The 19,991-nt window shown below is 62.0% G+C and carries 18 protein-coding genes and 1 pseudogene; 10 read left to right on the forward strand and 9 right to left on the reverse strand.

Translation table 11 applies throughout. The annotated features are described in order from the left end of the window. Positions 1-128 precede the first annotated feature (128 nt). Together AAEQ75_RS19190 and AAEQ75_RS19195 are read right to left on the reverse strand one after the other, a co-directional pair. Positions 129-1,022 (reverse strand): chemotaxis protein CheV, encoded by an 894-nt coding sequence (locus AAEQ75_RS19190; protein WP_099524109.1) that lies wholly within the window; start codon positions 1,020-1,022, stop codon positions 129-131. Between the two features lie 61 nt (positions 1,023-1,083). Further along, positions 1,084-2,106, reverse strand: coding sequence for a zinc-dependent alcohol dehydrogenase family protein (locus tag AAEQ75_RS19195; RefSeq protein ID WP_343350119.1), 1,023 nt, complete (start codon positions 2,104-2,106; stop codon positions 1,084-1,086). A gap of 218 nt (positions 2,107-2,324) precedes the next feature. Between AAEQ75_RS19195 and AAEQ75_RS19200 the strand changes: the two genes are divergently transcribed. From AAEQ75_RS19200 to AAEQ75_RS19215, 4 genes are all read left to right on the forward strand, one after another. Next, the gene (locus tag AAEQ75_RS19200; protein ID WP_143507429.1) at positions 2,325-3,239 is read left to right on the forward strand and encodes a LysR family transcriptional regulator; all 915 of its coding nucleotides are present in this window, start codon (positions 2,325-2,327) and stop codon (positions 3,237-3,239) included. 185 nt (positions 3,240-3,424) lie between these two features. Continuing rightward, the gene (gene mexE, locus AAEQ75_RS19205; protein ID WP_343350120.1) at positions 3,425-4,663 is read left to right on the forward strand and encodes a multidrug efflux RND transporter periplasmic adaptor subunit MexE; all 1,239 of its coding nucleotides are present in this window, start codon (positions 3,425-3,427) and stop codon (positions 4,661-4,663) included. Between the two features lie 28 nt (positions 4,664-4,691). Further along, positions 4,692-7,871: an efflux RND transporter permease subunit gene (locus tag AAEQ75_RS19210; protein ID WP_343350121.1), complete on the forward strand. Its 3,180-nt coding sequence runs from the start codon at positions 4,692-4,694 to the stop codon at positions 7,869-7,871. After that, a complete protein-coding gene (locus AAEQ75_RS19215; protein ID WP_343350122.1) occupies positions 7,868-9,256 on the forward strand; it encodes a TolC family protein in 1,389 nt (462 codons plus the stop codon). Before AAEQ75_RS19210 ends, AAEQ75_RS19215 begins: the two co-directional genes overlap by 4 nt. Positions 9,257-9,353: 97 nt before the next feature. Here AAEQ75_RS19215 and AAEQ75_RS19220 read toward each other — a convergent pair whose 3' ends face one another. Continuing rightward, on the reverse strand, positions 9,354-9,749 hold the full coding sequence (locus AAEQ75_RS19220) for a GGDEF domain-containing protein (RefSeq protein WP_343350123.1): 396 nt from the start codon (positions 9,747-9,749) through the stop codon (positions 9,354-9,356). 39 nt (positions 9,750-9,788) lie between these two features. Beyond that, complete coding sequence (locus AAEQ75_RS19225) at positions 9,789-10,286, reverse strand: 7TM diverse intracellular signaling domain-containing protein (protein WP_343352434.1); 498 nt, start codon at positions 10,284-10,286, stop codon at positions 9,789-9,791. Between AAEQ75_RS19225 and AAEQ75_RS19230 the strand changes: the two genes are divergently transcribed. Next, positions 10,203-10,514 carry an MmcQ/YjbR family DNA-binding protein gene (locus AAEQ75_RS19230; protein ID WP_179576518.1) on the forward strand — a complete coding sequence of 104 codons (312 nt, stop codon included), beginning with the start codon at positions 10,203-10,205 and terminating at the stop codon, positions 10,512-10,514. The two genes, AAEQ75_RS19225 and AAEQ75_RS19230, sit on opposite strands and share 84 nt — an antisense overlap. Here AAEQ75_RS19230 and AAEQ75_RS19235 read toward each other — a convergent pair. From AAEQ75_RS19235 to AAEQ75_RS19245, 3 genes are all read right to left on the reverse strand, one after another. Then, a complete protein-coding gene (locus tag AAEQ75_RS19235) occupies positions 10,509-11,126 on the reverse strand; it encodes a hypothetical protein (protein WP_343350124.1) in 618 nt (205 codons plus the stop codon). The genes AAEQ75_RS19230 and AAEQ75_RS19235 overlap by 6 nt on opposite strands. A gap of 345 nt (positions 11,127-11,471) precedes the next feature. Continuing rightward, on the reverse strand, positions 11,472-12,197 hold the full coding sequence (locus AAEQ75_RS19240) for a DUF1294 domain-containing protein (RefSeq protein ID WP_343350125.1): 726 nt from the start codon (positions 12,195-12,197) through the stop codon (positions 11,472-11,474). After that, on the reverse strand, positions 12,194-13,024 hold the full coding sequence (locus AAEQ75_RS19245; RefSeq protein ID WP_003460188.1) for an undecaprenyl-diphosphate phosphatase: 831 nt from the start codon (positions 13,022-13,024) through the stop codon (positions 12,194-12,196). The genes AAEQ75_RS19240 and AAEQ75_RS19245 overlap by 4 nt, the downstream gene beginning before the upstream one ends. A 265-nt stretch (positions 13,025-13,289) precedes the next feature. On the opposite strand from AAEQ75_RS19245, the gene AAEQ75_RS19250 reads away from it, so the two are divergent. The 4 genes from AAEQ75_RS19250 to AAEQ75_RS19265 are packed head-to-tail and all read left to right on the forward strand — an operon-like array spanning position 13,290 to position 16,714. Continuing rightward, the gene (locus tag AAEQ75_RS19250) at positions 13,290-14,924 is read left to right on the forward strand and encodes a methyl-accepting chemotaxis protein (RefSeq protein ID WP_343350126.1); all 1,635 of its coding nucleotides are present in this window, start codon (positions 13,290-13,292) and stop codon (positions 14,922-14,924) included. Positions 14,925-14,931: 7 nt separating this feature from the next. Further along, positions 14,932-15,546 carry a hypothetical protein gene (locus AAEQ75_RS19255; RefSeq protein WP_003460192.1) on the forward strand — a complete coding sequence of 205 codons (615 nt, stop codon included), beginning with the start codon at positions 14,932-14,934 and terminating at the stop codon, positions 15,544-15,546. 50 nt (positions 15,547-15,596) lie between these two features. Next, complete coding sequence (gene pnuC / locus AAEQ75_RS19260; RefSeq protein WP_343350127.1) at positions 15,597-16,166, forward strand: nicotinamide riboside transporter PnuC; 570 nt, start codon at positions 15,597-15,599, stop codon at positions 16,164-16,166. After that, positions 16,163-16,714 carry an AAA family ATPase gene (locus AAEQ75_RS19265; protein ID WP_343350128.1) on the forward strand — a complete coding sequence of 184 codons (552 nt, stop codon included), beginning with the start codon at positions 16,163-16,165 and terminating at the stop codon, positions 16,712-16,714. The genes pnuC and AAEQ75_RS19265 overlap by 4 nt, the downstream gene beginning before the upstream one ends. Here the strand turns inward: AAEQ75_RS19265 and AAEQ75_RS19270 are convergent. Both AAEQ75_RS19270 and AAEQ75_RS19275 read right to left on the reverse strand, forming a co-directional pair. Continuing rightward, a complete protein-coding gene (locus AAEQ75_RS19270; protein ID WP_084341441.1) occupies positions 16,682-17,149 on the reverse strand; it encodes a DUF3429 domain-containing protein in 468 nt (155 codons plus the stop codon). The genes AAEQ75_RS19265 and AAEQ75_RS19270 overlap by 33 nt on opposite strands. A 68-nt stretch (positions 17,150-17,217) precedes the next feature. Then, positions 17,218-18,429 (reverse strand): sigma-54-dependent transcriptional regulator, encoded by a 1,212-nt coding sequence (locus AAEQ75_RS19275; protein ID WP_343350129.1) that lies wholly within the window; start codon positions 18,427-18,429, stop codon positions 17,218-17,220. Between the two features lie 227 nt (positions 18,430-18,656). Here AAEQ75_RS19275 and AAEQ75_RS19280 point away from each other — a divergent pair. Next, positions 18,657-19,967: pseudogene (locus AAEQ75_RS19280) on the forward strand (di-heme-cytochrome C peroxidase); the annotation flags it as partial. Between the last annotated feature and the right edge of the window lie 24 nt (positions 19,968-19,991).

The following is a 19,991-nucleotide window of genomic DNA, read 5'->3' on the forward strand; positions in this document are numbered from 1 at the left end:
TGCTGTGCTCCTTGACTGAGTTGCAATTGCCAGGCGCACTTAACCAATTGAAGGTATTGAATATTTAGATAGATAAGGATGACGAGGCAAGCCCTTGCCGCTGGTGGCAAGGGCTTGCAGGGGCAGGCTTAGTGCTGACCGCTCATTTGCCGGAAGGCATCGAGCAGTGCCTGACTGAGATCGACCGAGGAGAACTTGGTCAGCACCGCGTTGGCACCGACCGAGCGTGCTTTCTCGGTATTCATGGTGCTGTCCAGCGAGGTGTGTAGTAGCACGTAGGTATCGGCGATATCGGGGCTGCGACGAATTTCCTGAACCAGGCTGTAGCCGTCCATCTCCGGCATCTCGATGTCCGAGACCAGCAGCTCGAATGGCATGCCGGCCTGATGGTATTCATGCAGTTGTTGCAGGGCAGCCTGGGCGCTGCGCACTGCGGTGCAGTCGAGCCCCAGTTGGCGCAGCACGTTAAGGGTCTGTTGCAGCGCAACTTGCGAGTCGTCGACCAACAGCACGCGGCGGCCTTGTAACAAGCGCGCGTCCTGGCCATCGAGCAGTTGCCCAACTGGCGCCTCTTCCAGTGCTGGGGCGATATCGTGCAGCACCTTCTCGATATCGAGAATCTGCACGATGGCGCCATCGATCTGGGTCACGCCAGTGATGAAGGCCCGATTACCGGCCCCGGCAGGTGGAGGACGCACGTCGCGGGTGGAGCACTGCACGATACGCTCCACACTTTTCACATGCAGGCCCTGACGCGAGCGACTCAGCTCGGTAACAATCAGGCAGCCGTCGTCTTCGTCAGCCGCACCGCGCTCGCCGATGGCGCGCGCCAGGTCGATCACCGTCATCGCGGCGCCGCGCAAAGTGGCGATGCCGCGAACATTGGGGTGACGATTAGGCAGTTTGGTCAAGGCCGGACAGGGAATGATCTCATTGACCTTGAGCAGGTTGATCCCCAGCAGGCGGCCGCTATGCAAACGAAACAACAACAGCGATAGCGCGTCGCCGATGACCATACTCATGCCACTTTCCTTGAAAGAACGATTAGACCTACCGGATATAGCGACCGGGTGGCCACGGACTTTAATCCGTGGCCAGTTTCAGGGCCACTCGCCCGCGATTAGGGCAGGTTTCCATGTAGCGATGCGCTTCGACGAAGTCTTCGAAATCGAACACCTTATCGATCACCGGCGTCAGCAAACGGTCCGCCGTCATCTGGTTGATGTGCGTAAGTGCGCGCTGCACAGCATCATTGTTCGGCTCGATCCCCAGTTCCGGGCAGCCAGTGAAATCCAGCACGCAGTGACGGAAAAACTGCAGGTGCTTCTTGAAGGCTGCGCAGGCAGGAAATGCCGTGTCGTTGCCGCCATTAATACCGTACAGGATCAACTTGCCGCGCGGTGCAGCGATATCACCCAGTAGCTTCATCTGCGGGCCGGCACACTGGTCGAGAATCACCTCGACACCCTTGCCCTCGGTGTAGCGCTCGACTTCCAGGACCAGGTCCTGCTCTTCGGTCGCGATCACCTTGTCCGCACCCAGGCCACGCAGGAACTCGCGATCCTCCGAGGAACTGGTGGAGGCGATGACCTTGGCACCCAGTGCCTTGGCCAGTTGCACGGTTTGCGGCGCCATGCAGTGGCTAGCCTCGGTGATCAGTACATGCTGGCCGGGCTTCAGATGCGCGAGGTCGATCAGCGCCAGATAGCCGAACAGCAGGCTGGTGTAATGCACGCTGGCCTCGACCGGGCTGAGCACGTCGGGATAACGGGTCAGGGCGTGGCTGGGCATCAGCACCAGATCGCCCCAGGTCGGATAACGATTCGGCGTGCCCGCCGGGAAGCCGGCAACGGCGGCGCCGACGTCGAAGTTGCTCACGCCGTCACCCAGCGCGGCCACTGTACCGGCCAATTCAAAACCGGTGCCGGCCGGGAGCTTGGCCTGTTCGGACGCCAGGTTCTGCCGCCACAGCACGTCCTTCCAGCCCAGGCCGACTGCCTGCACACGCACCAAGACTTCGCCAGGGCCGGGCACAGGGGTCGGAACCTCTTCGTACTGGAGCACATCGGCATCGCCGAACTTATGAAAACGGATCATGCGGGACATCGCTTACCTCGAGCTTGATCGCGGATTAACACTTCAATGACTGTGGACTCTATCCGCTGTGCGGCGGCGACACTATCAGACTCTATCGATAGTCTTCATGCCTGTCAGTGATTCAGCAGCTTTCAATCCGCTGCACACTGCCCGTACTATTGCCTGGGCAAAGGCTCTCATTTGCAGCGCCGCGCTGACAAGGCCCGTATCCCTCGAATGGTACCCGGATGAACCGCAACGACCTGCGCCGCCTCGATCTGAACCTGTTGATTGTCTTCGAGACCTTGATGCACGAGCGCAGCGTGACGCGAGCAGCGGAGAAGCTGTTTCTCGGCCAGCCCGCCATCAGTGCGGCGCTGGCTCGTCTGCGTACCCTGTTCGATGACCCACTGTTCGTGCGTACCGGGCGCAGCATGGAACCGACACCGCGCGCGCAGGAGATCTTCGCCCTGCTCTCGCCGGCGCTGGACTCGATCTCCACTGCTGTCAGCCGCGCCGCCGACTTCGATCCTGCCACCAGCAAAGCGATATTTCGCATCGGCCTGTCCGATGACGTCGAGTTCGCCCTGCTGCCCGCCCTCCTGCGCCGTCTGCGCGCTGAAGCCCCCGGCGTGGTGCTGGTGATTCGCCGCACCAACTACCTGATGATGCCGGGGCTGTTGGCTTCAGGCGAAATCTCGGTGGGCGTCGCCTACACCGAGGAACTTCCGGCCAACGCCAAGCGCAAGATTCTCCGCCGCAGCAAGGCCAAACTGCTGCGTGCCGACACCGTACCCGGTGCGCTCAGCCTTGATGATTATTGCGCGCGCCCGCATGCGCTGGTGTCCTTCGCCGGCGACCTCACCGGCTTCATCGACGATGAACTGGCCAAGGTCGGGCGTGAGCGCCACATCGTACTGGCCGTTCCGCAGTTCAACGGTCTGGCCACCCTGCTGGCGGAAACCGATATCGTCGCCAGCGTGCCGGATTACACCGCCGCTGCCTTGACCGCAGCCGGCGGCCTGCGCGCCGAGGATCTGCCGCTGGAAACGCAGACCTTCGAGCTGCACATGGCCTGGCGCGGCGCCCAAGACAATGACCCGGCCGAGCGCTGGCTACGTTCGCGTATTCAGATGTTCTGCGGCGACCCGGATAGCCTTTGATAAATATCTGGAAACGCACCATCCAAGTGTCTCCAGGAACCTTGGTGCACCCTCATAGATCAAAATTGATATAAGTCCGTCTTTATCATTCCCGATGATGTTCAAATTCATGGCATTCGATTCGTAGCCCTCCAAGTCTCGTCGCAGACTCCGCCAATCCACAAATCCGACTGGCGGAGTCACCCATGGAACAGCAGCACAAGTACATCTGGATATTCCCCCTGGCCCTCGCCGGCGTCCTCGCACTCAGCGGCTGCGAACAGGCTGAGCAGAGTCAGGCGCAAATGCCCGCACCCAAGGTCAGCGTTGCCGAAGTGATCGAGCAGCCGATCAACGAATGGGACGAGTTCACCGGGCGCCTCGAAGCACCGCAGTCCGTCGAAATCCGCCCACGCGTCTCCGGTTACATCGACAAGGTCGCCTTCGACGAAGGCACGCTGGTGAAGAAAGGCAATCTGCTGTTCCAGATCGACCCGCGTCCGTTCCAGGCCGAGGTCAAACGCCTCGAAGCCCAACTGCAACAGGCCCGCGCCAGCCAGGCCCGTGCCGCCAACGAAGCCCGCCGCGGCGAACGCCTGCGCCAGAGCAACGCCATCTCCGCAGAATTGGCCGATGCTCGCGCCAGCGCCGCCACCGAAGCTCAGGCTCAGGTCGCCGCAATCGCCGCCGAGTTGGAAAACGCCCGCCTCAACCTCAGTTTCACCCGCATCACTGCGCCCATCGACGGTCGCGTAAGCCGCGCCGAAATCACCGAAGGCAACCTGGTCGGTGCCGGCGAGAGCCTGCTGACCTCGGTGGTCTCCACCGACAAGGTCTACGCCTACTTCGATGCCGATGAGCGCGCCTTCCTCAAGTATGTCGAGCTGGCCCGTCAGTCCGGCTCCGACGCCCGTGGTGCCAGCCCGGTATACCTCGGTCTGTCCGATGAAGCCGGCCACCCGCATCTGGGCCAGCTGGACTTTCTCGACAACCAGGTCAACCCGCGTACCGGCACCATTCGTGGTCGCGCCGTATTCGACAATCAGGACGGCCGTTTTACCCCGGGCCTGTACGCGCGCCTGAAGCTGGTGGGCAGCAAGCCCTACGCCGCCACTCTGATCAAGGACGAAGCCGTCGGCACCGACCTGGGCAAGAAGTACGTGTTGGTGCTGGGCGACAATAACGCCGTGGCCTATCGCACCATCGAGCTGGGTTCGAAGCTCGAAGGCCTGCGCATCGTCCGCAGCGGCCTGAGCAAGGGCGAGAAGATCGTGGTCAACGGTCTGCAGCGCGCCATGCCCGGCGCCACCGTCGACCCGCAACCCGTGGCCATGGCCGATGACAGCACCCTCGAGCAACTGGCGCGCCTGCGTCAGGCCGTCGATGCAAGCCAGGCCCCGCGTATCGCCGCCGACCACATCGACGCTCGCGCGCCGCGCGGCTGATAACGCCTGCGCGACTTGAGGAACCCCCATGAATTTCTCGCAATTCTTTATCCAGCGGCCGATCTTCGCCGCCGTGCTGTCGCTGCTGATCCTGATTGGCGGCGCCATCTCGCTGTTTCAACTGCCGATAAGTGAATACCCGGAGGTGGTGCCGCCGACCGTGGTGGTGCGTGCCGACTTCCCCGGTGCCAACCCCAAGGTGATCGGTGAAACTGTTGCCTCGCCGCTGGAACAGGCCATCGTCGGCGTCGAGGGCATGCTCTACATGTCGTCACAATCGACCATCGATGGCCGCCTGACGCTGACCGTGACCTTCGCTCTGGGTACCGATCTGGACAACGCCCAGGTGCAGGTACAGAACCGCGTCACCCGCACCATGCCGACCCTGCCTACCGAGGTGCAGCGTCTCGGTGTGACCGTGGATAAGGCCTCCCCGGACCTGACCATGGTGGTGCACCTGACCTCACCGGATCAGCGCTACGACATGCTCTACCTGTCCAACTACGCCGCGCTCAACGTCAAGGACGAGCTGGCGCGCCTGGATGGTGTGGGCGACGTGCAGCTGTTCGGCATGGGCAACTACTCGCTGCGCGTCTGGCTGGATCCGAACAAGGTGGCCTCGCGTGGCCTGACCGCTACCGATGTGGTCACCGCCATTCGTGAGCAGAACCGCCAGGTCGCCGCTGGTGCCCTCGGCGCGCCGCCTTCCGATGCCGGCAACAGCTTCCAGCTGTCGATCAACGCCCAAGGCCGCCTGGTCAGCGAGGAAGAGTTCGAGAACATCATCATCCGCGTCGGTGACAACGGCGAGATTACCCGTCTGCGCGACATTGCCCGCGTCGAGCTGGGCTCCAACCAGTACGCCCTGCGCTCGTTGCTGGACAACCAGCCGGCGGTCGCCATCCCGGTGTTCCAACGTCCCGGCTCCAACGCCATCGATATTTCCGACTCGGTGCGCGAACGCATGGCCGAGCTGAAACAAAGCTTTCCGCAGGGCATGGACTACGAGATCGTCTACGACCCGACCATCTTCGTGCGTGGTTCCATCGAAGCGGTGGTGCATACCCTGCTCGAAGCCATCGTGCTGGTGGTGCTGGTGGTGATCCTGTTCCTGCAAACCTGGCGCGCTTCGATCATCCCGCTGGCCGCCGTGCCGGTCTCGCTGATCGGCACCTTCGCGGTGATGCACCTGTTCGGCTTCTCGCTCAACGCCCTGTCACTGTTCGGTCTGGTGCTGGCCATCGGCATCGTGGTGGACGATGCCATCGTCGTGGTGGAGAACGTCGAACGCAATATCGCCCTGGGCAAGTCGCCGGTAGACGCTACCCGGCAGGCGATGAAGGAGGTGACCGGCCCTATCGTCGCCACCGCCCTGGTGCTGTGCGCCGTGTTCATCCCGACGGCCTTCATTTCCGGCCTTACCGGGCAGTTCTACCAGCAGTTCGCGCTGACCATCGCCATTTCCACGGTGATCTCGGCAATCAACTCGCTGACCCTGTCGCCAGCACTCGCTGCCATCCTGCTCAAGGATCACCACGCGCCGAAAGATGCCTTCTCGCGTGGGCTCGACAACCTATTCGGTGGTTGGCTGTTCGCCCCGTTCAACCGCATGTTCGAGCGCGCCAGCAACCGTTACGTCGGCACCGTGCGTCGCGTGCTGCGTGGTAGCAGCATCGCCATGCTGATTTATGGTGGCCTGCTGGTACTCGGCTACCTGGGTTTCTCCAGCACTCCGGCCGGCTTCGTGCCGCAGCAGGACAAGCAGTACCTGGTGGCCTTCGCCCAACTGCCGGACGCCGCGACGCTGGATCGCACCGAAACAGTCATCAAGCGCATGAGCGAGATCGCCGGCCAGCATCCGGGGGTGGAAAACACCGTGGCTTTCCCTGGCCTGTCGATCAACGGCTTCACCAACAGCCCCAACAGCGGCATCGTTTTCACCCCGCTCAAGCCTTTTGATGAACGCACCGATCCGTCGTTGAGCGCCACGGCTATCGCCGCCGAACTCAATGCGCAGTTCGCCGATATTCAGGACGCCTACATCGCCATCTTCCCGCCGCCACCGGTACAGGGGCTGGGCACCATCGGCGGCTTCCGCCTGCAGATTCAGGATCGCGGCAACCTGGGCTACGAAGAGCTGTATACGCAGACCCAGAACATCCTCAACAAGGCCCGGCAGTTGCCGGAGCTGAACCCGATGTCGGTGTTCACCAGCTATCAGGTCAACGTGCCGCCGGTCGATGCCGCCATCGACCGGGAGAAGGCCAAGACCCATGGCGTGGCCATCAGCGACATCTTCGACACCTTGCAGGTGTACCTGGGCTCGCTGTATGCCAACGACTTCAACCGCTTCGGCCGTACCTACCAGGTCAACGTCCAGGCTGACCAGCAGTTCCGCCTGGAGCCGGAGCAGATCGGCCAGCTCAAGGTGCGCAACAACCGTGGCGAGATGGTGCCGCTGTCGACCTTCGTCAAGGTCGATGACAGCGCAGGCCCGGATCGGGTGATGCACTACAACGGCTTCCTCACTGCCGAGATCAACGGTGCCGCCGCGCCGGGCTACAGCTCGGGCCAGGCCGAGGCGGCCATAGCCAAATTGCTGGAAGAAGAACTGCCAATCGGCATGACCTTCGAGTGGACCGATCTGACCTACCAGCAGATTCTCGCCGGCAATACCGCGATCTTCATCTTCCCGCTCTGCGTGCTGCTGGCGTTCCTGGTGCTGGCGGCTCAGTACGAAAGCTGGAGTCTGCCGCTGGCGGTGATCCTGATCGTACCGACCGTACTGCTCGCCGCCATCACCGGCGTAATTATGGCCGGCATCGACAACAACATCTTCACCCAGATCGGCCTGATCGTGCTGGTGGGCCTGGCCTGCAAGAACGCCATTCTGCTGGTGGAGTTCGCCAAGGACAAACAGGAAGAAGGCATGGATCGCGTCGCTGCCGTGCTGGAAGCCTGCCGCCTGCGTCTGCGCCCGATCCTGATGACCTCCATCGCCTTCATCATGGGCGTGGTGCCACTGGTTCTCTCCTCCGGTGCCGGAGCCGAGATGCGCCATGCCATGGGCGTGGCGGTGTTCAGCGGGATGATCGGCGTGACCTTCTTCGGCCTGCTGCTGACGCCGGTGTTCTATGTCCTGATCCGTGGTTTCGTGGAAAAACGCGCAGCCCGCAAAGCCGTCAGCCTGCGGGAGTCGCATGCATGAAAGCCTTTGCCCCCGCTCTGCTGACCCTGGCGCTATCGGCCTGCGCCGTCGGCCCTGACTACCGGGCACCTGCTACCGAGCCCGCGCGCTTCAAGGCGCTGGAGGCGGCCGAGTACGACCGCAGCCGCTTCGAAGCCACCTGGTGGCAGCAGTTCGACGACCCGACGCTGAACCAACTGGTGCAGCGCTCGCTTGCGGACAACCGCGAGTTGCGCGTGGCGTTCAACCGCCTGCGTGCAGCGCGGGCGATTCGTGATGACGTGGCCAACGACCGCCTGCCCACCGTTACCAGCCGCGCCAGTGGTGAGTTCGGCAAGGCCCAGCAGCCCCCGACCACGGACGAGCGCGTTCGTCAGGAACGCTACGACCTGGGCCTGGACATGGCCTGGGAAGTGGATCTGTTCGGTCGCATCCAGCGCCAGTTGGAAGCCAGCGAGGCGCGCCTCGAAGTGGCCGAAGCCGACTATTACCAGTTGCAGGTCAGCCTGATCGCCGAGTTGGTCGATGCCTACGGCACCCTGCGCGGTGCGCAACTGCGCGAGCGCATCGCCCGCGACAACCTGAAGAACCAGCAGCACTCACGCGCCATCACCGAGCAGTTGCGCGATGCCGGGGTCGGCACCGAGCTCGATGTGCTACGTGCCGACGCACGCCTGGCCGACACCGAGGCCAGCCTGCCGCAACTGCAGGCGCAACAGGTACGGGCGCAGAACCGTATCGCCACCCTGCTCGGCCAACGCCCGGAGCAATTGCAGATCGATCTGTCGCCCAAACCGCTACCGGTGATTGCCAAGGCGTTGCCCATCGGCAACCCGGGCGAACTGTTGCGCCGCCGCCCGGATATCCAGGCGGCTGAACGACAGCTGGCAGCGGCGACCGCTGAGGTGGGTGTGGCGACGGCAGACCTGTTCCCGCGGGTCAGCCTCTCCGGCTTTCTAGGCTTCACCGCTGGTCGTGGCTCGCTACTGGGCGCCTCGGCGGCGCGGGCCTGGGGCGTAGCGCCGAGCATCAGCTGGGCGGCGTTCGATCTGGGCAGCGTGCGCGCCCGTCTGCGGGGAGCCGAAGCCGAAGCCGACGGTGCTCTGGCGCAATACGAGCAGCAGGTACTGCTGGCCCTGGAAGAATCGGAAAACGCCTTCAGCGATTACGGTAAACGCCAGCAACGTCTGATCGCCCTGGTTCGCCAGGCTGAAGCCAGCCGTGCGGCAGCGGATCAGGCCGCGATTCGCTATCGCGAAGGCACAACGGATTTTCTCGTGTTGCTAGATGCCGAACGCGAACGCCTGGCTGCCGAAGATGCCCAGGCAGTGGCCGAAGTCGAGCTGTACAGCGGCATCGTCGCTATCTACAAGGCGCTCGGCGGTGGCTGGCAACCGCCGGCCTGAACCCTCTCTCCAGGGAGCGGCCCAGCTCCGCTGCTCCTTTAGCCCTGGTCGCGCCTGGCGTGTCCGGGGCTTTTTTATGCGACGCCGTGAAGCCCTTTCACGCGCTCTGGTCGCACTCGACGCGGTTACGTCCACCTTGTTTGGCCCGGTACAGGGCTGCATCGGCCCGTTGCAGAAGCTGCTGCGGATCCCCTCCCGCAGTGGTCTGCATCGCGGCCACGCCAATGCTCAGGGTGACGCGAGCGTAGGGCGAGCCGCTATGGGCAAGGTTCAGACTAGCCATGGCGGCGATCAGTTTTTCGGCCCGTTGCAGCGCGCCGGCCAACGCGGTGCCCGGCGCCAGGAAGACGAACTCCTCCCCTCCGTAGCGGGCAACGAAATCCGTCGAGCGCGCCAGCGTCGCCGCCAGTGTCTGCGCGTTCTGACGCAAACAAGCATCGCCTGCCGGGTGCCCGTAGAGGTCGTTGTAGGCCTTGAACCAATCCACATCCATGATGGCCAGCGCCCGCGGCGCAGCATTGCGTTGCCCCTGTCACCATTGTCGCGTGAGTTCGGCATCGAACTGCCGGCGGTTGCCGATATTCGTCAATGCGTCGGTCACGCTGAGATTTTCCAGGCGTTGATTGAGTCGCTGCAGTTCCTGCGTGCGTTCCTGCACACGCTGCCCCAGTTCACGCTCGGAGCGCTGCAGGGTCTCTACCAGTTGTGCCTGGGTTTGCAGCAGTTGCGCCTGGGTGCGCGTCTTTTCCTGACGCATGACGTTGATGCGGTCGGCCAGGGCAAAGGCCAGCAGGAGCATCTCCAGCGATGAGCCCAACTGCAGACCATCGACGGTGAATACGTTGTTCGGTAGCACGCCCATGACACGCAGCGTGGTGGTGGCGCCACCGAGTATCAGCAGGCCAAAGGCTGCAAGGAAAAAATAGGCGCTGCGCTGACGAGTGCGATGGCGAATATCGCCAACGCCGTGAGCAGGTTGAACATTCGGGTGTTTTCCGTGGCCGGCAACAAGATGTTCGCCATTATCGATTCACTCGGTGAGGGGCTGGCCTTCAAGGTCGATGCTGACCTGTTTCTCGGCTATATCGACCGCCCCGGCATCCGCCCTGCCCCTTACCTGGCTCGCGCTCGCTGGATCAGCATGAATGCGCGGCAATTGCCGCTCGGCGACGACGAGCTGCGCCAACTGCTGACGCGCTCGCATCAACTGGTGGTTCGCAAACTGCCAAAACGTCTGCAGCCGGGGTTGCTGCTATAAGGGCGCAGCCATTTGCAGATGGATCACGCGGCGCTGCTGCAGGCTGATCGGTGGCTCGAAAATCTGGCGATAGTGTTCTCTGGCCAGGCGGCGTATCAGCCCACTGCGCTGCGCCTGTGGCAGCAGCGTCTGCAGCAGGCTGTGCAGCTCAGGGTATGCCGGCGAGACGTAGAGGACATGATCCTGTGGGTAGCTGAACAGCAGGTGGCGCTCCACCTCCAGATCGGTATGCTGCGTCCACTCATGCGCCATTTCATGGGCGCCACGGGGCAGGTAATCGATCAGGCGCGTCGTCGAGGCCACCATGCGGTACAGTCGTTTCCAGTCGCCCTCGATGGTCTCCACCGGCAGATCATTGGCCACCCAGATGGCCCTATCCGCCCAGGCCGCTCCCATGCCAGCCACCTGCTGCAGGCGGCGAAAGTCCTCCAGGCTGTGCACGTTGTCATACAAGGCCTGCCTGCCCTTGGGGATGAACAAAATGCGCTGGTTGACCAGGTTGTCGGTCATGCCCACCCGCACCGGCAAGAACCTGCGCTCACGCGCCTGCGTCGGGCCAAGGATCAGGGCGCTGATATCCCCACGCTGCAGCATGACCTCCAGGCGCGTCATGGGAGGGTTGCCACGCTCGCGTACCGTGACGCCATGGCCTCCGAGAGCCAGAGTCTGCTCGAGCACTTGTCGGATATAGGCAACTGACTCAGGCGTCCCGCCCAGCGTCAGCTGCACCTCGGTAGAGGCGTACACGGGCCCAAGCAGGCAACACAGCAGCCACAGACCCGCTACCCGAATACGGGGCCTCAGATGCGGTGCAGCAGCGGGTTTGCCGGTTCTTTTCATTCTTGTTGTCATAGCCACGTTGTGCTCGCCAGGCAGGCGGGGTCCCTCTCTGGCAGGCTTGGAGCGCCAACATAGCCGCTTGGCACACTGCAATGCCAGTTCCGCAGCAAGCTGTCCCTAGCGCACCAATGAGGGCAGGTGGTGTAGTACGTAGGCGCCATCGAACAGCAGCAGGTCGATCCAGAGTAGCTGGTGCAAGCCGACGATCAGCCAGAAAACCGTCTGATAGGAGGCCTTGCGCGTCTTGTGACGGAAGACTTGTTGAGCGATTAGCGCGCCTGGCCAGCCACCAAGCAGTTCGACCAGATGCAGGGTGTTCTCCGGCGTACGCTGAGCACCGATCTGGGCGTTGCGTTTGTCCAGCCAGTACTGCACGAAGCTCAGCAGGCTGGCCGACAGGTACAGCGGCGCCAGCCACCAGAGCCCCTTGCCGAACAGCTGCAGGGCAGCGAGCACTGGCAATACGCAGAGCAAGGCAAACAGGACGATCTTGCTGCCTGGACTGTGGGTGCCTCCCGACTGTGTCGCCGCTCTGCGTGCAGGTTTGGCAGCGGGTTTTGGCCGCGCCGGCGCAGCATTGTCCGGCGTTTTCGGCTTGCGCCGGATGGCCTGACGGTCGAGGCTCAGTTCGCCGGCCAGACGCAGGTGCGCGGCACGTGGCCGACCACGCTCGTCGCGCCCTTCGATGAACAGCACATCGTCCCCTGGCTGCGGGCGGCGATCACCGCGCATGACGGAAATGTGCGCGAAAACGTCAGCACCGCCGTTTGCCGGCTGGATGAAGCCAAAGCCCTTGGCGTCATCCCAGCTTTTCAGGCGTCCCTTGCGCTCGTTGTCCATCACGGCTGAGCGGTGCTCCAGTCGATCAGGTGCAACTGCCAGGTCGCCAGAATCACCAGGCCGAAGGCAATGCGATACCAAGCGAATACCGCATAGCTGTGGTTGGTGATGAACTTGAGCAAGGCACGCACGGTGATCATCGCCACGATGAAGGTGCTGACGAAGCCAATGGCGAAGATTGGCAAGTCGCTCATCTGCAGAATGTCGCGGTACTTGAACAGCGAATAGACCGTGGCCGCCACCATAGTCGGCATGGCAAGGAAGAAGGAAAACTCGGTCGCGGCCTTGCGCGACAACCCGAAGACCAGGCCGCCGATGATGGTAGCGCCCGAACGCGACGTACCTGGAATCAGCGCCAGGCACTGGGCGAAACCGACCTTCAGGGCCAGCTTCCAGTCCATGTCGTCGACCGTTTCGGCCTGGATGGTATGATCGCGTTTCTCTGCCCAGAGCATGATGATGCCGCCGATGATCAGCGCCATGGCCACGGTAATGGGGTTGAACAGCCAGTGCTCGATGAGATCGGCGAAGGCCAGGCCGAAGATCACGGCCGGAATGAACGCCAACAGCAGATTGAAGGTGAAACGCTGGGCCTTGGGCTCATTGGGCAGCCCGACCACCACACCGAGCACCTTGGCCCGGAACTCCCAGATCACCGCCAGAATGGCGCCAAGCTGGATAATGATCTTAAACGCGGTTGCCGTTTGGCCATTGAAACCTAGCAAGTCTCCGACCACGATCAGGTGTCCGGTACTGGAAATCGGCAGGAACTCGGTCAGGCCTTCCACAATGCCCAGAATCAGAGCCTGAAAGGCCATCCAGATATCCATCAACTCCCCCAAAGCACGACGACTTCGCCGTGCGTAAACTCGAATATGCAATACAGCCCGCCGTGGGACATAAACACGCTACGCAGGTTCCTGCGCGTGCGTCCCGGCAGAAACAGCGCCTGGCTCGCCAATCACTCAGGTTTTGCGCCTGGCGGCCGAAATGCTATCAGACAACTGGCGTGAATAATGCTCCGATGCGACAGTATCGCCAGTACTGCTCGGGGTTGCCCTGACGCTGACAATTACAACAATCCGGTATTCGCCCATGAACCATTTACGCAGTCTCCCCATCAGCCGTCGCCTGTGGTTGATTCTGGCGCTTGCCCTCCTGACGCTGATCCTCCAGGGCGCTTATATGTTGCGCCAGATACACAGCGATCTTTACCTCGCCAAATCGGAAAAAACCGAGCATGTGGTGCAGAGCGTGGCGGGCATCCTCAAGTATTTCCATGATCTGGAAAGCGCCGGCAGCCTTGACCGTGAACAGGCCCAGAAACAGGCGATGGAGGTCATACGCGGGCTGCGTTATGCCGGCCAGGAGTATTTCTGGATCAATGACCAGACGCCGGTGATGGTCATGCACCCGACCAATCCCAAGCTCGAAGGTCAGAACCTGTCCAGCTTCAAGGATCCGGACGGCAAGGCGCTGTTCAACGAGATGGTCGCCATCACCCGCAGCCAGGGTGCCGGCCAGGTCGATTACCGCTGGCCGAAGCCAGGCGCCAGTGACCCGGTACCGAAGATTTCCTATGTCGAGCTGTTCCAGCCCTGGGGCTGGATCATTGGCTCCGGTGTCTATGTCGATGATGTACAGACAGAGTTCAAGGCTCAGGCACTGAAAGCCATCACCATCGGCTTTCTGATCGCCGTGCTGCTGACGGGGCTGGTGGTCGTCATTACCCGCAGTATCGTGCAACCGCTGCAGGCAGCGGTCGACGCCATGGCCAACATCGCCAGCGGCGAAGGCGACCTGACCCGTAATCTCGATACTCATGGCCGCGATGAACTCACCGCACTGGCCGCCCACTTCAATGCCTTCACCGACAAGCTGCGGCACGTTATCCGTCAGATGCTCGAGTCGGCCGGCTCGCTGGATCAGGCCGCGGGCAATCTCGGCGATATTTCCAGCGAAGCTCAGCACCATAGCCAGCAGCAGGCCCAGCAGATGGAGCTGGTCGCGACCGCCGTCAACGAGGTGACCTACGGTGTGCAGGACGTGGCGAAGAACGCCGAGCACGCCTCCAGCGAGATGCACACCGCCGAGGACCAGGCCAGACAAGGCCAGCAGAACATCGAAGCGAGCCTGCGCCAGATCGATCAGTTGTCGGGCACCATCGACAAGGCCGTCGAGGTGATCCAGTCACTGGCCAGCGAGAGCACGCAGATAGGCAGCGTGCTGGAGGTGATCCGCTCCATCGCCGAGCAAACCAACCTGCTCGCCCTCAACGCTGCCATCGAGGCTGCCCGCGCTGGTGAGCAGGGTCGCGGTTTCGCTGTGGTTGCCGACGAAGTGAGGCTGCTGGCGCAACGCACGCAAACCTCCACCGCAGAAATTCAGGGCATGATCGAGCGTCTTCAGGGCAACTCCGAGGCCGCGGTCAAGGTGATCAACGAAAGCAGTCGCGCCTCCCAACTGACTGTGGAACAAGCCAGCCAGGCCGGCGAAAGCCTCGCCCAGATCGCCCAGTCGCTACGCAACCTGACCGGGCTCAATGCCTCGATCGCCAGCGCCACCCTGCAGCAATCCCACGTGGTGGAGGACATCAATCAGAACGTCACGCAGACGGCAGCGCTGGCCCACAACACCGCCGAGGCTGCCGAGCAGTCGAGCGCGGCCAGCCAGCACCTGAAACAGCTGGCCGACCAGCTCAGTCGTCTGCTTGGGCAATTCCGCGTATGAGTCGACCATGAGCAGCATGCAGCATCAGGAGGTCGATTTCAGTCGACCACAGAACCAGGACCTGATCTGGGACCTGGACAGCATGGCCCGCCGCGAGCTGGCCGAGCGTTTCATCAAGCTGTTCGAGAACCGCTTGTGCGTCTATTCCGAGTCGGTGGGGCAGTTATACACCAACTACAGCCTGCACTTCCCCACCGACCTCGGGCGCAAGATGGTGGTGCTGCCCAATCCCTACGCCTTCCACGACACCCTGCACGGCATCGATAGCCAGGCCATCCGCAAGACGGGCCTGTGCGTGTTGCCGGGCAAGGTTCTGGGTAAGCCGGGGCTGCTGCTCAGTACCCAGATCAAGGATGGCGGGCCGGCGCCCAAGACCATGCCCTTTAAACCGGCCCTGGCGCAGATCATCAGCAACCAGAAGAAAATCGGTGATCTGTTCCTGCCGGTGCTGATGAAGGGCGACCTGCGCGAGTTCGACCAGCAGATGCCCTATATCCACCTGCATCGCCTGCAGCTGGCACGTCTGGAGCGACTGTCGAGCTTCGAGCGTGACGACATCCAGCAAACCATCACCCGCAAGCTGCTGATGCTCTATCGACAAGCCGACAGCCTGGTGTGCTGAGCCGCCTGCATCAGTACAATCGCCACCCTTTCCTGATTTGAGGGCGCCAGATGTCCTGGCTCGAACTCGTTGCTGCCGGGCTCGGCATCGTCGCGGTGTGGCTGACGGTCAGACAGAACCTCTGGTGCTGGCCCATCGGCCTGATCATGGTGCTGCTCTACGCCTGGCTGTTCTATGACTGGCGGCTGTATTCCAACTTGCTCTTGCAACTGTTGTTCGCCGCGCTGCAGCTCTACGGTTGGTGGCAGTGGACCCGTGGTGGAGACCGCCACAATGGGCGCAAGGTCAGCCGCCTGGGTGTGGTCGCAGTTCTGAGCGGATTGCTGATCGGTGCGCTCGGTGCCGGGTTGCTCGGCTACCTTATGGCCACTTACACCGATGCCAGCTCGCCCTGGCTGGATTCGGCACTGACCGCCTTCAGCCTAGTGGCGCAGCTGTGGATGGCGCAGAAACGCCTGCAGTGCTGGGCGCTCTGGGTAATGGTCGATATCTGCTACGTGGCCTTCTTCCTGTATAGCGAGCTGTACCTGACTGCAGGTCTCTACGCGGCCTTCACCGCCCTGGCCATAAATGGCTGGCTCACCTGGCGCCGTGACCCGGCGTTGCAGCACGTGTCATGAAAGTCCTGGTGCTGACCGGTCCCGAGTCCAGCGGCAAGAGCTGGCTGGCAGCGCAAATACAGGCGCGCTTCGGTGGCGTGGTGGTGGGCGAGTACGTGCGCCACTTCATCGACGAACAACAGCGCGATACCTGCTATGCCGACATCGCCGAGATCGCGCGCGGCCAATTGGCCTGGGAGGATGCCGCACGAGCAACCAGGCCGCCGCTACTGATTCTCGACACGCACCTGCTGAGCAACATGCTCTGGAGCCAATTCCTGTTCGGCGATTGTCCGCACTGGTTGGAGGCCGAGTTGCTGGCGCGTCACTACGACCAGCATCTGTTACTCGACCCCGCAGGCGTACCCTGGGTCGAAGACGGCCAGCGTTGCCAGCCTCAGTTGGTCGAGCGTCAGGCCTTTCATCAGGCCTGTCGGGATTGGCTGCTGGGTAACGGGCAGCGTTTCTGCGAACTGTCAGGTGGCTGGGATGAGCGGCGCCAGGCTGCGCTGGCGCAGGTCGCGACGCTGCTCGGCTTAGCGAATCAACACGCTGGCCCAGGCCACTAGCAGGCTCAGGCAGACCACCAGGGTCAGCGGCGTACGCAGGGCCGGATACCATTGCGGCGCCAGCCCTACGCGTACCGCGTGCATGTCTGCCAGGTACAGGCCGATAAAGGCAAAAAGGAAAATCGGCAGGGACAAGCCAATCGGCAGTCCACCTGCCAATGCGGCCCAGCCCAGCAAGGGCGGAATTACCGACAGCCCCAGTTGCAGCTTGGCCTTTTCATCGGTTTCCTCCGCCCGCATCGCCAAACCCCAGTGAATGGCGCCCATAAAGGCCAGAATCACTGCAGCAAAATCCAGCAGCGCGTCCAGCACGAAAGGCCGCCAGCCCAGGGGAATCACCCAGATTCCCAATGCACCACCAACGAATGGCACCAGCCCGGCATAACCCAGCAACACGGCCAGTTTCGGTGGCTTCGCGGCGTCGAACGGGTGCATGAAAATCTCCTTGTCGATAGGTTCGACGGGCACCTTAGCAGTGTTTCTCGAGCGTTACAGCATGCGTCTCAGCGCAGACGATGCTTGTGCAGCAAGCGATAGAAGGTTGGCCGCGAAATCCCGAGCGTGCGCGCGGCCTGGCTCATGTTGTTGGCGTAGCGGCCCAGCACGTCGTTGAGCGCCTGGCGTTCGGCCCGCCGTATGTAGTCCTCCAGCGTGACCGGAGCATCGATGTTCGCTTGTGCCGGGCGCAAACCAAGATCGGCTGCAAGAATCTGCCTACCTTGAGCCAACACCAGGGCGCGTACCACGTGATTGCGCAGCTCACGCACATTGCCCGGCCAAGGATGGCTGATCATTGCATCCATCGCTTCCTCGCTGAAATGCCGATGATGCCGTCCGATCACCGCCCCGTGTTGTTTGGCAAAGTGCTCGGCCAGCAGCACCAGATCACCAGGATGTTCGCGTAGATTCGGCGTTTGCAGTTGCTGCGCCGCTAATAGATGAAACAGATCCGATCTGAAGCGCCCCTGCTGCAGGGCCTGTACCAGCTCGCCTCGGTCCAGGGTCAACAGATGTGCTCGAGGATTACACTGCAGGTAGTCCAACAACTTTTGCTGGTCGACCGCAGAGAGCCGAGATGCGTTTTCGAGCCGCACGTTGGTGAAGCTCGACACTGCGAGAGACTCGGCGTCGAGAGACTCGTTGCAATCGATAGCGCGCATGGCCTGCGCAGCAAAAGATGAACGCTGGTGGAGCAAGCGCGCCAGCAGATGCTTGCCACTACCGCGCTCCCCACTGATAAACAGCGGACCATCGATACGGCTGAGGCGATCCAGCCGCCGTCGCAGGCTACGCGCTGCGGCACAGTTGCCGAGAAACTGCGGTGCCTGTCGTGCGCTTTTTAATCTGCGCAAGCGGGTGCCTGTCTGCGCCTGTTGCAAGGTTTCCAGTAACTGGGGCAATTCCACCGGCAATGTCAGCGCGGCGAAGCACCATTCGCCGACCAACTCTTCGCTATTGATCTGCTGCACTCGCTCGGCATCCATCAGCACGATGCAACCAAGCCCTGTCAGTTGCAGTTGCCTGAGCAGCGCATGACTAGGCTGCTGATTGAGGTAAAGCAGGAGTGCATCACCTGCATGGCCGTTGAGCGTTTGTGGCGTGCAGCGCTGCACGCTCCAGCCAGCAGCCTGCAATGGCTGAAACAGCGCTTCACACGCCTCGAATGGATCGAGCACCAGTAGTTGCCGGGGTGCGACGGAAACAGCCTCCAACATACTCCATCCTTGGCGCCATTATTTTGTAACCCCAATAAAAACAACAATTTGGCGCTCGCAAACGTAAAGCTAGCAAGAACTTTGACGCTTAATGGATCATTTCGCTATATGCGTCGTTCCTGCTGGTTATTGCAGCGTTTTCATAACTACCGCGATGGCATCTTGCCAACTGCCTGCAGTGTTGGCATAACAGGCCGGCTAATAAGAACGCTACAAGGAAGTCTCTGATGCGTCTGCTCCGCCGCACCTTGAAACTCGTCATATTGCTGGCACTGATCGGTCTGGCGGTGGTGCTGTACTACATCGCCAACCCCAATCTTCCCACCTATCAGCAGCCCAGCGACTTGCACTACCTGGACCAGTGGAGCGAAGAGCAGCGCCAGACTTATTACTACACGCCGCAGGGCACGACGGTAAAAGGCCTGCGTTATGACTGGGTCAGCGCGCTGGAGATGCCGTTCGGCACCGAGAAATTCGCCCGCCTCGATTATCTGGCCCGCTTCGGCTTTCTTACTGACCCCAAGCAGCAGCCAAGCGCTCTGAACCCGGCCAATCTGCCGGTCGGCTTTACCCGCCATCAGGACAGCGAAAGCGGCGAGCATTTTCTCGATATCAGTTGCGCCGCCTGCCATACCGGCGAACTGCGCTACAAAGGCCAGGCCGTGCGAATCGATGGCGGTGCCGCCCTGCACTCCCTCGCCTCTACCGTACCGACCTTGCGCGGTGGCGGCTTCGGCCAGGCGCTGGGCATGAGCATGGCCTTCACCTATTACAACCCGCTGAAATTCCGTCGCTTTGCCCAGGAGGTCCTGGGCGACCAGTACCCGCAAGGTCGCGACCAACTGCGCGAGGATTTCAAGCAAGTGCTCGACCGGCTGCTGGCGACTGCCTTCAACGACTGGCACCGTGGCCTGTATCCGACCGAAGAAGGCTTTGGCCGTACCGATGCATTCGGTCGTATCGCCAATACCGTATTCGGCGATGTTCTCGATGACGCCAACTACCGCGTCGCCAATGCCCCGGTCAGCTACCCGCAACTCTGGGACATCTGGAAATTCGACTGGGTGCAATGGAATGGCTCGGCCATGCAGCCGATGGCGCGCAACGTTGGCGAAGCCCTTGGCGTAGGCGCCAGCCTGCATCTGCTCGACGAACACGGCAAAGGCGTCGCCGAGGCTGATCGCTACGCCTCCAGCGTGCGCTTGCATGATCTCTACACCCTCGAGGAAACCCTGAAACAACTGCAGCCACCCAAGTGGCCAGAAGCCGTATTCGGCAAGGTGGACCTACCCCTGGCAAGCCGTGGCAAAGCGCTCTACACCGAGAATTGCGCCTATTGCCATGCCCCCGATCCCAAGCCGCGTGATCAGCGCATGGCGCCGTCGCGCGATCCTGAATGGAAGATGCGCGTGGTACCGATCAGCATCGTCGGCACCGACCCAGCCACCGCCGACAACATCGCTGACCACCGTTTCGACATCAGTCGCCTGGGCTGGACCAAAGCAGAGCTATCCAAGCTGGACGTGCGTCTGTACGGCGGGGTTCTACCCCGTTAACACGGA

The organism is Pseudomonas sediminis, from assembly GCF_039555755.1.
GTDB classification, from domain to species: Bacteria; Pseudomonadota; Gammaproteobacteria; order Pseudomonadales; family Pseudomonadaceae; genus Aquipseudomonas; species Aquipseudomonas mendocina_D.